At 26.4% G+C, this 16632-nt stretch carries 12 protein-coding genes; 9 read left to right on the top strand and 3 right to left on the bottom strand.

What is annotated here, in order from left to right:
- Positions 1-12: 12 nt before the first annotated feature.
- Entirely contained in the window at positions 13-2673 is a 2661-nt protein-coding gene (locus H0H35_RS00870) for a valine--tRNA ligase (RefSeq protein WP_185883074.1), read from the top strand.
- Positions 2674-2860: 187 nt separating this feature from the next.
- Here the strand turns inward: H0H35_RS00870 and H0H35_RS00865 are convergent, their stop codons facing one another.
- The 3 genes from H0H35_RS00865 to ndk are packed head-to-tail and all read right to left on the bottom strand — an operon-like array spanning position 2861 to position 4500.
- Entirely contained in the window at positions 2861-3403 is a 543-nt protein-coding gene (locus H0H35_RS00865; RefSeq protein WP_238892352.1) for a TPM domain-containing protein, read from the bottom strand.
- A gap of 32 nt (positions 3404-3435) precedes the next feature.
- The gene (locus tag H0H35_RS00860; RefSeq protein ID WP_185883073.1) at positions 3436-4038 is read right to left on the bottom strand and encodes a LemA family protein; all 603 of its coding nucleotides are present in this window, start codon (positions 4036-4038) and stop codon (positions 3436-3438) included.
- A gap of 6 nt (positions 4039-4044) precedes the next feature.
- Positions 4045-4500: a nucleoside-diphosphate kinase gene (gene ndk, locus H0H35_RS00855; RefSeq protein ID WP_185883072.1), complete on the bottom strand. Its 456-nt coding sequence runs from the start codon at positions 4498-4500 to the stop codon at positions 4045-4047.
- Between the two features lie 96 nt (positions 4501-4596).
- On the opposite strand from ndk, the gene H0H35_RS00850 reads away from it, so the two are divergent.
- The 8 genes from H0H35_RS00850 (at position 4597) to thrS (ending at position 16627) form a co-directional block, all read left to right on the top strand.
- Positions 4597-7041, top strand: coding sequence for an alpha-ketoacid dehydrogenase subunit alpha/beta (locus H0H35_RS00850; protein ID WP_185883071.1), 2445 nt, complete (start codon positions 4597-4599; stop codon positions 7039-7041).
- A 63-nt stretch (positions 7042-7104) separates the two neighbouring features.
- Entirely contained in the window at positions 7105-8166 is a 1062-nt protein-coding gene (locus H0H35_RS00845; protein ID WP_185883070.1) for a branched-chain amino acid aminotransferase, read from the top strand.
- Positions 8136-9944 (top strand): arginine--tRNA ligase, encoded by a 1809-nt coding sequence (gene argS, locus H0H35_RS00840; protein ID WP_317167201.1) that lies wholly within the window; start codon positions 8136-8138, stop codon positions 9942-9944. Before H0H35_RS00845 ends, argS begins: the two co-directional genes overlap by 31 nt.
- Before the next feature lie 14 nt (positions 9945-9958).
- On the top strand, positions 9959-11317 hold the full coding sequence (gene ffh, locus H0H35_RS00835) for a signal recognition particle protein (RefSeq protein ID WP_185883069.1): 1359 nt from the start codon (positions 9959-9961) through the stop codon (positions 11315-11317).
- A gap of 66 nt (positions 11318-11383) precedes the next feature.
- The gene (locus H0H35_RS00830) at positions 11384-13003 is read left to right on the top strand and encodes a glycerol-3-phosphate dehydrogenase/oxidase (RefSeq protein WP_202985180.1); all 1620 of its coding nucleotides are present in this window, start codon (positions 11384-11386) and stop codon (positions 13001-13003) included.
- 28 nt (positions 13004-13031) lie between these two features.
- The gene (gene glpK / locus H0H35_RS00825) at positions 13032-14525 is read left to right on the top strand and encodes a glycerol kinase GlpK (protein ID WP_185883176.1); all 1494 of its coding nucleotides are present in this window, start codon (positions 13032-13034) and stop codon (positions 14523-14525) included.
- A 55-nt stretch (positions 14526-14580) separates the two neighbouring features.
- Positions 14581-15327 carry an MIP/aquaporin family protein gene (locus tag H0H35_RS00820; protein ID WP_185883068.1) on the top strand — a complete coding sequence of 249 codons (747 nt, stop codon included), beginning with the start codon at positions 14581-14583 and terminating at the stop codon, positions 15325-15327.
- A gap of 13 nt (positions 15328-15340) precedes the next feature.
- Positions 15341-16627, top strand: coding sequence for a threonine--tRNA ligase (gene thrS, locus H0H35_RS00815; protein WP_185883067.1), 1287 nt, complete (start codon positions 15341-15343; stop codon positions 16625-16627).
- The last annotated feature ends 5 nt before the right edge of the window (positions 16628-16632 follow it).

The raw sequence follows: 16632 nt of genomic DNA, 5'->3' as shown, positions 1-16632 counted from the left end.
ATTTTTATATATATGGAAATTCCTAAGAAATATAATCCGAAATTAATCGAATATAAAATATATAGAAAATGGATAGAACAAGATTGCTTTGCATCTTATCCAAATAAAAAAAATCCGTACACAATTATTATGCCTCCTCCAAATATAACTGGTATCCTTCATATAGGACATATATTAAATAATACGATACAAGATGTTTTAATTAGAATAGCTAGAATGAAAGGAAATAATGCTTGTTGGATTCCAGGAATAGATCATGCATCTATAGCTACAGAAGCAAAAGTTGTAGATTTTTTAAAAAAAAAAGGATTATCTAAAATTCGTTTAGGAAGAAAAAAATTTTTATTTTCTGTATTAAAGTGGTCTAAACAACATAAAAATATTATTATTGATCAATTACAAAAAATAGGATGTTCTTGTGATTGGAATCGTTTTCAATTTACTATGAATGATCAACTATATCATTCTGTAAAAATGGCTTTTATAAATCTTTATGAAAAAGGTTATATATATCGAGACTATCATTTAGTAAATTGGGATCCAAAAGCTCGAACTACTATTTCTGATGAAGAAGTTATTTATGAAGAACGTTTGGGTAAATTATATTTTATTAAGTATAAAATAAGAAATGAAACAAATTATGTAACTATAGCGACAACACGTCCTGAAACAATATTTGGAGATACGGCTATATGTGTCCATCCGGATGATCCACGTTATTTTAATTTGAAAAATAAATATGTAGAAGTTCCAATAACTAATATGTGTATTCCTATTATTCAAGATACATATGTAGATAAAAATTTTGGGAGTGGATGTTTCAAAGTAACTCCTGCTCATGATTTACATGATAAAAAAATAGGGGATAAACATAATTTGAATATTATTAATATTTTTAATGAAGATGGAACTATAAACCATCATGGATTCCATTATAAAGGAATGAAACCGCTTAATGCAAGAACTAAATTAGTACAAGAGTTAATGGATTTAGGTCATTTAATCAAAGTAGAAAAATTAAAGCATAAAATAGGAATTTCGGAGCGTACATCATCAATAGTTGAATATCGATTATCAATGCAGTGGTTTGTCAAAATGAAAGATTTATCTATACCCGCAATAGAGGCTGTAAAAAATGGAGATATTACATTTTATCCTAGTAAAATGAAAAAAATATACTTACAATGGATGAATAATATTCATGATTGGAATATATCGAGACAATTATGGTGGGGGCATAGAATTCCAGTTTTTTATTATGGAAAAGAAATAAATGATTTTGTTGTTGCAGAAAATTTGGATATAGCTTTAGTAAAAGCTAGAAAAAAAGGAAATAATCGAAGGTTAAATCGTGAAAATATATGGCAAGATTCAGATGTTTTAGACACTTGGTTCTCTTCTTGGTTATTACCAATTACTGTATTTGATGGAATTCAAAATCCTGATAATAAAGATATATGTTATTATTATCCTACAGAAAATTTAGTAACAGGATCTGATATTTTATTTTTTTGGGTTGCTCGTATGATTATGTCTAGTTTTTTTTTCAAAAAAAAAAAACCGTTTAAAAAAGTTTTATTTACTGGAATTGTGAGAGATTCTGATAATAACAAAATATCTAAATCTTTGAATAATTTTGAAAATCCTACAAAATTAATAGATAAATATGGAGCAGATGCAGTACGGTTCAGTCTTATGTTGAAATCTCATTTTGGAAAAGATTTTCATTTTAAAGAAGAAATGTGTATTCAAGGAAGAAATTTTTTGAATAAAATATGGAATTCTTTTCGTTTGATCAAAAGTTGGAAGGTGGATTCACATTTTCAAAATGATGATAAATTTTACTTACCTATTATTGAATGGATTCAAAATCGTTTTTATTTTATACTGGAAATGATTGAAAAAAAATTTCTAGAATATAAATTAGATGAATTATTGATGATAATATATAAATTTTTTTGGATTGATTTTTGTTCCTGGTTTCTTGAAATAATAAAATCTATATATCATGATCATCAAAAAATATCTCATATAGTCTATTTAAAAATTATGGATAACTATAAAAATATTATGAAATTATTACATCCATATGTTCCTTTTATTTCGGAAGAAATATGGAGTTTCATTGATCAAAATAAATCAAAAAGTTTATTGATTACATCTTTTTGGCCTGAAAAACAATCTTATGATATCAACATATTATATTCTTTTGAAAATATAATCAATATGATAACTAAAATACGCAATATACGAATGAAGAATAACATTCCTAATAATAAAAGTTGCATTCTATTTTGCGATATCAAGGAGAAAAAATATCATTTTATTTTACTAAAATTAGCTAATGTATCGAAAATCATCCCAATATCCAAAAAGCCAAAAAATAGTTTTTGTTTTCCTTTTTTTTTAGGTTTAAAAAAATTTTTTTTATCCTTTAGTCAAGAAGGGCCCATCAGTTTTTTTGCAACAAAATATGTTTCTAATCTAGAAAAAAAAATAAAATATTTATATGGATTATTATCCATTATTCGGAAAAATTTATCAAATGATCAATATGTCAAATCAGTTCCGAAACGGATTTTATTAAAGGAAAAGCAAAAAGAACAGGATACATTGATCAAAATAAATCAACTAACAAAATATTTAAAAAACATAAAACAAAATTTTGATTAAATCCAATCTCCATCGCCACCTCCTCCTCCAAATTCTCCACCTCCACCTAATCCATCAAAATTATCATCCTCATCATACTCATGATATTGCAACATATCATTTTTGAAGAAAAAATTTGTGATAAATAAAGTTTGGAATAAACTGACATTGAATATTCCACTATATAATAAAAAGAAAAAAAAGAGGATTACGATAAATAAACTAAAAATCCATGAATTTTTTGGAACATGATTTTTTTTTTAAAATGATGTTTTAAAAATTTGGATAATTCATTGACAATGGAATTGATAGTTTGATAGTACATTCGATTTTTTAAATATGGATTAACTTTTTTGATAATGTTTCCAGTTATAATATCTGTAATATAAGGTTCTATTCCATATCCATTCTGAATAGATATTTTTTTATCATCTATAGATATTAAAATAACAATACCATTGTTTTTATATAATTTTCCAATTTTCCATTTTTGTCCCCATTCATTTGCTATGATATTTGGATCTTCTCCATGAAGATTATGAATAATAATAACTATTATTTCTGTAGATGTCTTTTTATAATAAGAAATTAGTTTATTATTCAGTAATAATCTTTCTTTTTCAGATAATATTTTTGCATAATCTTGAATAGGATATATTTTATACGGAGGATTAGGAATCTGATTTTGTGCTTGTATCGTAAAATTTGAAATAATAAATAGGAATAATACAATTTTTATAATTGTTTTCATAACATACAAAATTTTGATTTTATGTTTTTGTATTAATGATAAAAATATACGGAATATGGTTCTTTTGATTCAATTTTTGATGTAAAATATCCTTTATTTTTAAATTCTAGAAAAAAGTGTCCAATCATATTTATAGGAAACTGATTTCTATATATATTAAAATTATTAACTTGTTGATTGAATCGATTTCTTTCTATGTTTATTCTATTTTCAGTTCCTTCTATTTGATTTTGAAGATCATGAAAATTTTCTGTTGATTTTAAATTAGGATATTTTTCTACTATTAGTAATAACTTTCCCATGTATCGATTTAAATTTTCTTGTAAATTTTGAAATTTATTTATTTGGTTTTGATTCAGATTATTTGGATCGACTTGAAAAGAATAAGCTTTTGACCTTTCTCTTACTATTTGATTTAAAGTATCTTTTTCAAAATCTGCAGATCCTTTCACTGTATTTACTAAATTTGGAATTAAATCATATCTTCTCTGACAAACATTTTCTACTTGGCTCCATTGAGTTTTTACATTTTCATTTAATTTGACTAAATTATTATATATGTGAATACTCCACATCCCCATAATGAATATAGACATGAAAAGAAAAGAAATGATGATTAAAAAACTTTTTTTCATTTTTTATTAAAAATTTTTTTTCTTGAAAAAAATTTCTTCATTAGAAAAAAAAAATTTTCCTTCTATTAATGCTTTTTTTATGTTATCTGATCCATGAATAGCATTTCTTTCTATAGAAGAAGCATATAAATTTCTGATAGTACCTTTTTTAGCTATTAGTGGATTGGTATCTCCTATTAATATTCTAAAATCTTTTACTGCATTTTTTTTTCCTAATATCATTGGAATAATAGGGCCTGAAGACATAAATTCTACTAAAGATTCAAAAAAGTATTTATTTTTATGTTCTTCATAAAATTTTTTAGCTGATTCTTTTGTTATTTTTATCATTTTTAATGCTTTTATATGAAATCCTTTTCTATATATTATAGAAAATATTGGGATAATATATCCTTTTTTTACGGAATCTGGTTTGATAATAGAAAAAGTAGTTTTATTATCATAAAAAAAATCATATACCATTGATAATATTTGTTTTCAAAAGGAGTTAACTAAAATTAAATAAAGAATTTGATAAATAGAAATTCTTTCATTTATATCTATTAAAAAGTAGGATTTATGAAAAAAAAAATATATGAAAATATTCTTTTTAATGAAAAAAAAAATTTTGATTTATTTAAAAAAATGGTTTTAAATGATTACAGATTAGCAAGAATAAGTAGGGAAACTAGCATTTTAGGTAGAAAAGAAGTTTTAAGTGGAAAAGCTAAATTTGGAATATTTGGAGATGGAAAAGAACTACCTCAATTAGCTATGGCCAAAGTTTTTAAAAATGGGGATATTCGATCTGGATATTATAGAGATCAAACTTTTATGATGGCTATAGGAGTTTTAACCGTAAAAAATTTTTTTGCACAATTATATGCTCATTCTGATATAGAATTCGAACCTATTTCGTCTGGCAGAATGATGACATCACATTTCGGTACGCGGTTTTTAAATAAAGATGGTAGTTGGAAAAATATGATTTTGAAAAAAAATTCTAGTGCTGATATTTCATCCACAGCATCTCAAATGCCTCGTTTATTAGGTTTGGCTCACGCTTCTAAAATGTACAAAGAATTGAAAAACTTGAAAAAGACACATAAAAAATTTTCGAAAAATGGAAATGAAGTTGCTTTTGGAACAATTGGTAATGCTAGTATATCTGAAGGTGTATTCTGGGAAACTTTAAATGCATCTGCAGTATTGCAAATACCTATGATACTTTCCATATGGGATGACGAATATGGAATTTCTGTCCATAATAAATATCAGTTTTCAAAAAAAAATATTAGTGATTTATTATATGGATTTATTAGAAATAAAAAAGAAAAAGGAATTGAAATCATACAAGTAAATGGATCTCATTACATAGATCTTATAAATGCATATTCACATGCAAATCAAATAGCACGGAATGAACATGTTCCAGTTATTATTCATGTGAAAAAATTAACACAACCTCAAGGACATTCTTCTTCTTCTTCACATGAAAGATACAAAACAAAAGAACGTTTAGAATGGGAATTTCATAATGATGGAATCAATCAATTCAGAAAATGGATTATAAACTATCATAAAAATAAAAAAATATGTCAAAAAATAACAAATGTTTGTTTTTTAGATAAAATAGATTTAGAAGCTAAAGAATATGTAAAAAATGAGCAAAAAAAAGCATGGAATTCTTTTCAAAAACCAATATTTAAAATAAGGAATGAAGTCTTGGATATTTTTCAAAATATACATATTGAATATCCAGAAAAAAAATGGATTAGAAAATATGTTATCAAATACATACAAGAATTACATGATTTAAAATATTTGATGACAAAAAAAACTGTATTTCGTATTGCACGAAAAATTTCATATTTATTATCCGATGTGAATTATAATTCCAAAAAAATTCTAATAGAATGGATTCAAAAAAAGTATCAATGTGAACAAGACAATTATTCTTCCCATTTATATAGTATATCGAAAAATTCTGCAAAAAATGTATCAGAAATATATCCTATATATAACGATAAAAAAAATATGGAAGTAGATGGAAGAATTGTTTTAAAAGAAAATTTTGATAAATTATTGAAAATGTATCCTGATCTGATCATTTTTGGAGAAGATGTAGGAAAAATGGGTGATGTAAATAAAGGATTAGAAGGATTGCAAAAAAAATATGGAAAAAATCGAGTCTTTGATACTGGAATTAGAGAGTCTACTATTATTGGACAAGGAATTGGTCTTGCTATGCGAGGGCTGCGTCCTATAGTAGAAATTCAATATATAGATTATATTTTATATGCTTTACAAATTATGAGTGATGATTTGGCGTGTCTACAATATAGAACAAAAGGTGGACAAAAAGCACCTCTTATTGTTCGAACTAGAGGACATCGTTTAGAAGGTATATGGCATTCTGGATCTCCTATGGGAGGACTTATTCATTATTTAAGAGGAATTGTGATTCTTGTTCCAAGGAATATGGTAAAAGCAGCTGGATTTTATAATGCATTACTTTCATCGGATGATCCAGCTTTAGTAATTGAATGTTTAAATGGATATAGAATTAAAGAAAAACTTCCAACTAATTTAGGTATATTTAAAAATCCTATAGGAATAGTAGAAATAACTAGAAAGGGAAATGATATTACTATTGTTACTTATGGTTCTACATGGAGAATAGTTAATGAAGCAGCAGAAGAATTATATAAGATGAATATCGATTCTGAAATCATAGATATTCAATCTTTATTACCTTTTGACTTACAAAAAGATATTGTAAAAAGCTTAAAAAAAACAAATAGATTATTAATCATAGATGAAGATGTACCAGGTGGAGCTTCCGCTTATATTTTACAAAAAATATTAGAAGAACAAAATGGTTATTACTATTTAGATAGTCCTCCTTCCACGATAACTGCTAAAGAACATAGACCTCCTTATGGTTCAGATGGAGATTATTTTTCAAAACCTTCTGTTGAAGATATTATAGAAAAAGTATTAAAAATCATACATACAAATTAAACATTTGATTTTTTTTTGGAAAAAAAAGTATTTTAATTCATTTGTATTAATATTTTTAATTTTATGAAAATAAAAAAAACATTATGTTCAAGAATAAAAAATATGAATTTTAATAATATTTCTTTTGGAAATCATTATTCGGATCATATGTTTTGCTCTGAATTTAAAAATGGAAAATGGAAAAATTCGATGATCAAGCCTTTTGGAGATATCATGCTTTCTCCTATATCTCCTGTTTTTCATTATGGTCAAGCTGTATTTGAAGGAATGAAAGCATATAAAGACAAAAAAAATCACGTTTTTTTGTTTCGTCCAAAAGAAAATTTTAATAGAATCAATCAATCTGCTATTCGTTTAGAAATGCCAAAAATTCCAGAATATATATTCATGGAAGGATTGCAAAGATTGATAGATATAGATAGAAATTGGATTCCTAAAAAATATGGAGAATCATTATATATTCGTCCTTTTTTAATAGCAAAAAATGGAATTTTATCAGCAAAACCGGCTAAAGATTATATGTTTATGATTGTATCTACTCCTGCAGGTTCTTATTATAAAAATCCTTTAAAAGTAAAAATTGAAGAAATATACAGTCGTTCTGCTCCAGGAGGAGTGGGTTTTACTAAGGCTGCTGGAAATTATGCTTCTTCTTTTTATCCAACTAGACTTGCACATGAAAAAGGATATGACCAAATATTATGGACGGATTCTTCTACACATACAAAAATAGAAGAATCTGGGACTATGAATGTGTTTTTTTGGATTAAAAATAAGTTAATCACTCCAAAAGCAAACGATAATATATTAAATGGAATTACCTGTAAAAGTATCATATCTATAGCTAAAAAGGAAGGAATTGTTGTCGAAGAAAGAGAATTGAATGTATCGGAGATTATAGAAGGAATAAGAGAAGGAGAATTAAAAGAAGCTTTTGGATGTGGAACTGCTGTTGTTATCAATTTTTTTGAAATTATAAGTTATCGAAATAAAAATTTTTTTTTACCTAAATTACCTATTCATCAAAGATTGTCTATAAAATTGAAAAAAAAATTATTAGATATACAACATAATTTATCAAAAGATGATTTTGGATGGAGGTTCCGATTAAAAAAATATTTTTAAAAGATTTGTTTATCATTATGAATGATCATTTTTTTCAATCTATAGAGGAAATAACAAAAGAATCTATTTCATGTCTATATAAAATAAATCCTTCTCCGAAACTAAAGTTTCAATATACTAAAAAAAATTGTTTAGGAGATCTGACTTTAATTTTATTTCCTTTATCAAAAATAATCAATAAACATGTAGAAAAAATAGGATATGAAATAGGTAATTATGTAAAAAATCGATTCGATCAATCCATTCAATTTTCTATTGTAGGAGGATTTTTAAATTTCATTTTTACAAATGATTACTATATTCATATTCTGATGAATATGTTAAATCCAGATTTTTATAAGTTCAAAATTTCTTCTAAAAAAATTATGATCGAATATTCTTCACCTAATGCAAATAAGCCCTTACATTTAGGTCATTTAAGGAATGCATTGCTAGGATCATCATTATCAAACATATTAGAGGCTGTTGGACATAAAGTTACCAAAATTCAAATTATTAATGATAGAGGAATTCATATTTGTAAGTCGATGCTCTGTTGGAAAAAATTTGGATCAGATCAAACACCTAATGATGTTCAAATGAAAGGAGATCATTTCGTTGGAAAATATTATCATTTATTTGAGAATCTTTATCAAAATGAAATAAAACATATTTCTAAAAAAGATCCAGAACAAAAAGTGGATGTACCGATATTAAAGGAAGCTAGAAGTTTATTGAAAAAGTGGGAAAATAGGGATCATCAAACAATGCATTTATGGAAAAAGATGAATGAATGGGTCTATAGTGGGTTTGAAAAAACTTATAAAGATCTTGGTATATGTTTTGATTGGACAGAGTATGAAAGCGATATTTTTCAAATTGGAAGAGATATAGTACAAGAAGGTCTTTATAAGAAAATTTTTTATCAAAAACAAGATGGATCTATTTGTATTGACTTAACAAAGGATGGATTCGATGAAAAACTTTTGTTAAGATCAGACCAAACTTCTTTATATATTACGCAAGATATAGGAAATGCAGTAGAACGTTTTAGAAAACATAAAATTGATCGATTAATTTATATCGTAGGGAAAGAACAAGATTATCATTTTCAAGTTCTTTTCAAAATATTAAAACGTTTAGGATATTTATGGGTTGATAAATTACATCATTTATCATATGAAATGGTTTCTTTACCAAGTGGTAAAATGAAATCTAGAAAAGGGAATGTTGTAAATGCAGATAATATTATTGTAAATATGATCAAAATTGCAGAAAAAAAATTTCTAAAAAAATCTTTAATAGATAAAAAAAAAGAAAGTTATAAAATACTAGGTTTAGGAGCTTTAAAATTTTATTTTCTTAAGATAGACCCCAAAAAAGAAATTATTTTCGATACCAATAAATCAATCGATATGAAAGGAAATACAGGTACATATATTCAATATACTTATTCTAGAATTCGTTCTATCGAAAAAAAATTTTTTGATGTATGTTCTATTACTCATTATGATTGGTTTACTATTACATTAAATACATATGAGAAATGTATGATAAAAATTCTTCAAAAATATCCTTTCGTATTAAACAAATCATATTTAAATTTTAATCCATCTTTATTAGCTAATTATATATACGAAGTTTCTAAGTTATTCAATCATTTTTATCAAAATAAAAAATTAATCAATCCGAAAAATGTCATTCGAAGTAATTTTCGCATGAACCTCGTTCATATTACAGGAAATACCATAAAATTAGGCATGAATTTATTAGGAATCGATATGATTGAAAGAATGTAAAAAAATATTTAATTATGTTTGAAAATTTACAAAATAAAATAAATCAAGCTTTTCATATCCTAAAAGGAAAAGGTCATATTACAGATACTAATATAGCATCTTCTATTAAAGAAATAGGTAAATCCCTTATAGATGCAGATGTTAATTATCACGTTGTAAAAGAGTTTATTCGAAAAATTCGAGAAAAATCTATTGGAACAAAGGTTTTAAATTCTTTAAATCCAAAACAGTTAATTGTCAAAATAGTATATGATGAATTAGTATCTCTTATGGGGGGTAAAAATGTAAAAATAGATCTTTCCAAAAATCCTACTATCATTTTAATATGTGGATTGCAAGGAAGTGGAAAAACATCTTTTTCTTCTAAACTTGCTTTTTTTTTAAAAAAAAAAAATCATAATCCTTTATTAGTTGCTGCAGATATACATAGGCCAGCTGCCATTGCACAATTACATTTCCTTGCCAAAAAAAAAGATATTTCTGTATTTTCGATGAAAACAGGGAACATTACGAGTATAATAAATGAATCTATTTTATACGCTGCAAAATTGAAAAAAAATGTGATTATTATTGATACAGCTGGTCGACTTGCTATTGATCAAATCATGATGAAAGAAATACAAATTATCAAAAAATGTTCTAATCCAAATGAAATTTTATTTGTTGTTGATTCTATGACAGGGCAAGACGCTATTCATACCGCAGATTCATTTTCAAAAATATTACATTTTGATGGAATTGTAATGACAAAATTAGATGGAGATAGTAAAGGTGGTTCTGCTTTAACTATTTCTAGTATAATTGGTAAACCTATTAAATTTATCAGTAATGGAGAAAAAATCGATGATTTGGAAGTTTTTCATCCGGATAGGATAGCTAATCGGATATTGGGTATGGGAGATATTGTCTCTTTAGTAGAAAAAGTTCAAGAAAAGTTTGATGAAAAGAAAACAAAAAAATTATATCAAAAAATTTCAAAAAACTGTTTTGATTTTAATGATTTATTGGAACAGATAAAACAAATCAAAAAAATAGGAAATATTAAAAACTTGATATCTATGATTCCAGGATTGAGTCAATATGTTTCTTCCAATATTGGTATTGGGAATACTCATTCTTTTAAAAAGATAGAATCTATTATTTATTCTATGACTCCTTATGAAAGAAATAATCCGAAAATAGTTTGTGATATTCAAAGAAAAAAAAGGATAAGCAAAGGTTCTGGAACATCCTTAAATGATGTTAATTTTTTTTTGAAACAATTTAATGACATTAGTAAAATGATGAAAAAAATAAATTCTAATTCGGATAGTAAGAAAATGATGAAAAATTTTATTTCAGAAATGATGAATCAATCAAATAAATTTAATTAATTTTGTTCGTCAAGAATTGTCAAAATATCAATATTTACATTTTTTTTCAAATTATTTTTTATGATCATGATGAAAGGTTTTCTAAATAGAGATCATTTTTTAAACATTTTAGAAGATGTCAATGTTTGGGATATTATTATTATTGGAGGCGGGGCTACAGGATTGGGTATTGCTTTAGATTCTTCTTCTAGAGGATATAAAACTCTTCTTTTAGAACAGTCTGATTTTTCTAAAGCAACTTCTAGTCGTAGTACAAAATTAGTTCATGGTGGAATTCGATATCTTGCCCAAGGAAATATAAAATTAGTTTATGAAGCTTTACGAGAGAGAGGTTTTCTTTTAAAAAACGCTCCACATTTAGTAAAAAAACAACAATTTATTATTCCAATTTTTAATTGGAAAATGGGTTTATTATATTGGACTGGGTTGAAAATATATGAATGGATGTCTGGGGCTTTAAGTTTTGGAAAATCCATTTTTTTATCTAAAAGAGAAGTTATTCAAAATATACCTGAAATTAAAATTGAAAAATTAAAAGGAGGTATTTTATATTACGATGGTCAATTTGATGATTCTCGTTTAGCTATTAATTTAGCACAAACTTGTGTACAAAAAGGAGGAGTTTTACTTAATTATTTTCGAGTAATTAATCTTTTAAAAAAAGAAAAAAATAAAATACATGGAGTTGTAGCATGTGATATGGAAACAAAAAAAGAATATTTGATCTATTCAAAAGTAGTGATAAATGCTACGGGAGTATTCTCCGATTCTATATTGAAAATGGATAATGTTTCAACACAACCACCTTTTTTGATAAAACCTAGCCAAGGTACTCATATTGTATTAAATAAGTCTTTTTTTATCAGTAAAAAAGCTCTTGTTATTCCAAAAACATCAGACGGTAGAATTTTATTTTGTGTTCCATGGTATGATCATGTATTAGTTGGAACTACGGATACATTTTTAGAAAAATGTCTTTTAGAACCCATTCCTTTAGAAAAAGAAATAAATTTTATATTACATACATTTCAAAAGTATTTTCTATTAATTCCTAAAAAACATGATATATTAAGTGTTTTTTCTGGGTTACGTCCTCTTTTTGTTTCACATAATGATTCTATTGAAGGAAAAACAAAAGATCTTTCCAGAAATCACAAACTGATAGTTAGTTCTTCTGGATTAATAAGTATTATAGGAGGAAAATGGACTACATATAGAAAAATGGCTGAAGATACAGTAGATAAAGCTATTGAAATAGGAAATTTTAAAAAAAAACCTTCTATTACAAAAAATCTTAAAATATATGGATATGATGTTAAAGAAACGAATGAAAGTCATGTTTATTGGAATAAATATGGAAAAGATATACATCATATAAAAAAATTTATTAAAGAAAATCCTTTTTTGGGAAAATCCCTATTTCGACATCATCACTATTCTTTTTATCCTTATTTTACTGAAGCAGAAGTTGTATGGATGGTTCGATATGAAATGGCTAGAACTATTGAGGATGTACTGGCGAGAAGATTTCGTTTATTATTTTTAAATGCAAAATATGCGATTGATATAGCTCCAAAAATAGCATCATTAATGGCAAAGGAACTTTCTCGTGATAAAAAATGGGAAGAATCACAGATAGATTCTTTCAAAAAATTAGCTATGCATTATTATTATCCCAATGTTTGAAACAAGTTATAATAATCCTTCTTTTTTTATGAAAAAATATGTATTATCCTTAGATCAAGGAACTACTAGTTCTAGAGCAATTGTATTTGATAAAGTAGGAAATATTATTTCCATAGCTCAAAGAGAATTTACACAAATATATCCTTATCCAGGATGGGTAGAACATAATGCAGAAGAAATATGGACAACACAAGCTTCTGTTGCTCTAGAAGCCATTCTAAAAGCAAATTTAGAAGGAAAAAATATTATATCTATAGGAATTACAAATCAAAGAGAAACAACTGTTGTATGGGATAAGACAACGGGAATCCCTATTTTCAATGCTATAGTATGGCAAGATAGAAGAACTTCGACATACTGCGATTTTCTGAAAAAAGAAGGATTGACAGATATGATTAGAAAAAAAACTGGACTTGTTATTGACCCTTATTTTTCTGCTACAAAAATTAAATGGATATTAGATAATGTATCTGGAGCTAGAAAAAAATCAATTTCTGGAACATTGGCGTTTGGAACTATTGATTCATGGTTAATATGGAATTTAACGGGAAAAAAAATTCATGTTACGGACGTAACAAACGCTTCTCGTACTATGTTATTTAATATTCATACTCTTCATTGGGATAATGAGTTAATTAATTTATTTGATATTCCAATAACTATGTTACCAGAAGTGAAATCTTCCAGTGAAATATTCGGTTATACAACCGGACACATCCTTTCACATAAAATTCCCATATCAGGAATTGCAGGAGATCAGCAAGCTTCATTATTTGGTCAAATGTGCACTAAAGTTGGAATGGTAAAAAATACTTATGGAACAGGATGTTTTATGCTTATGAACGTTGGAAATAATCCTGTTTTTTCTCAAAATAATCTGATAACGACTATAGCTTGGAAAATTAAAAATGAAGTTCAATATGCTTTAGAAGGAAGTGTTTTTATTGCAGGAGCCGTTATACAGTGGCTTAGAGATGGATTAGGGATACTGATATCATCACATGATGCGGAAAAATTAGCAAATTCAGTAGAAAATACAGAAGGATTATACATTGTTCCTGCTTTTTCTGGATTAGGTGCTCCATATTGGGATCAGAAAGCAAGAGGTACTATTGTTGGAATAACGAGAGGTACTTCTTCTGCTCATATTGTTCGTGCTGCATTAGAAAGTATTGCATTTCAGAATATGGATGTATTGAAAGCAATGGAAGCCGATTCGGGTATTTCTATAAAAGAAATTCGTGTAGATGGAGGAGCAACTGTTAATCAATTATTAATGCAATTTCAATCTGATATTTTAAACGTGAGAGTAGTAAAATCAAAGATATCGGAATTAACTGCCGCAGGAGCTGCATATTTATCTGGACTAGCTGTAAACTATTGGAGTAGTTTAGAAGATATTCAAAATAAATGGCAATTGGAAAAAGTTTTTGAACCTAAAAAAATGAATAGTCGTATAGAACGAATTCAAGGGTGGAAAAAAGCAATCAAAACTACTCGTTCATGGTCCATTCAAGAATAGATCATATTTATTATATATATTTATTGTTTATTTATTGCATCATAAAAATAAAATAATGACAAAAGTATATGCAGAAATCATTGGTACTACAATTTTAATATTATTGGGAAATGGTGTAGTTGCAAATGTTATTTTATCAAAAACAAAAGGATCGAGTAATCATAGATCATGGTTGACAATTACATTAGGATGGGCTTTAGCCGTTTTTATGAGTGTATTAGTTGCTGCTCCTTATAGCGGCGCTCATTTGAATCCATGTGTAACAATAAGTTTAGCTATAATTGGAAAATTTAATTGGAATTTAGTTCCATTGTATATTATGTCTCAATTAATTGGTTCTATGTTGGGTTCTTTACTTGTATGGCTTCTATATAAGGATTTTTTTTATGAAACAAAAAATGAACAAGATAAGTTATCTGTTTTTGTAACGATTCCATCCATTAATAATTTATATTCGAATCTAATTAGTGAAGTTTTAGCTACTTTTATGTTTATTTTTATTTCCCTTTTTTTAACAACGGAAGGTTCCTTTTTTTTTCTTGAAAAAAAATATCCAATTGGTTTAGGTTCTTTAGGAGCCTTACCTCCTGCTTTGGTTATTTTGGGTATTGTTTTATCTTTAGGTGGTTCTACTGGTCCTGCTATTAATCCTGTGAGGGATTTAGGTCCTAGAATCATTTATTCTATTATACCAATACCTAACAAAGGAAATATATACTGGAAATATTCTATTATACCCATAATAGGTCCTATTTTAGGATGTATTTTAGCTTCAATGTTATACTTATTTTTATTAAAATAACAATCTATTTATCATGGATAAATCTACTGTATTATCGAAAGAAAATATTGATGATAGAGATCATAGAAAAATAGGAAAAAAATTAAAATTATTCATGTTTTCTGATAGAGTAGGTGCTGGATTACCATTGTGGTTGCCGAAAGGAGCTACAATTAGAAATAATCTAGAAAAATTTTTAAACGAAATTCAAAAAAAATCAGGATATGAAATGGTTATTACTCCACATATTGGACACAAAAAATTATATATAAAAAGTGGTCATTGGAATAAATATGGAAAAGACAGTTTTCAACCTATCCAAACTCCTCATAAAGGAGAAGAGTTTCTTTTAAAACCAATGAATTGTCCTCATCATTGTGAAATATATAAATCTCAAGAATGGTCTTACCGAGATCTTCCTAAACGATTCTCGGAATTTGGAACTGTGTATCGGTATGAACAAAGTGGAGAAATTCATGGATTAACGCGTGTTCGATCTTTTACGCAAGATGATGCACATATTTTTTGCACATATGATCAACTCTTAGAAGAATTTAAAAAAGTAATCAATTTGGTATTTTATGTATTCCAATGTTTGGGTTTCTCCAAATATAAAATTCGAATTTCTCTTAGAGATCCAAAAAAACATGATTATTATATAGGATCAAAAGAAAATTGGGATAAAGCTGAGAAAATCATACTACAATTAGTAAAAAATGAAAAAATCAATGCATCTATTAATTATGGAGAAGCAGCATTTTATGGCCCAAAATTAGATTTTTTGATCAAAGATTCCTTAGATAGGAGCTGGCAACTTGGAACAATTCAAATTGATTATAATTTACCTGAAATATTTAATTTGTACTATAGAGGAAAATATAATGATAAATGTAGACCAGTTATGATACATAGAGCTCCTTTTGGATCTTTAGAACGGATTATAGCTATAATGATAGAGCATACAAAAGGAAAACTCCCTTCATGGATCGTTCCATATCAAGTAGTCATACTTCCTATTAGTGATAAATATATCATGTATGCAAAAAAAATTTTAAATTTGATATCAAATCATGATATACGTTCTTTTATTGACGAAAGAAATGAAAAAATTAATAAAAAAATTCGTGATTCTGAAAATGATAAAATTCCTTACATGATTATTTTAGGATACAAAGAAAAAGAGAATGAAATGATTTCATTACGAGGTCATGGCTTAGGTCATATAGGATATTACCCTATTCATGATGGAATACAAATAATTTTGGATAAAGTAAACTTTAAAACTGTATATTATCAAAAAGAAGTTTTCAAAAGGAAATAGAAGAA

The sequence above is a fragment of the Blattabacterium cuenoti genome (genome assembly GCF_014252435.1).
In the GTDB taxonomy this organism is placed as follows: domain Bacteria; phylum Bacteroidota; class Bacteroidia; order Flavobacteriales; family Blattabacteriaceae; genus Blattabacterium; species Blattabacterium cuenoti_X.
Note: the sequence above shows the minus strand (reverse complement) of the source record. Positions and strands in the feature narration are given on the sequence as shown.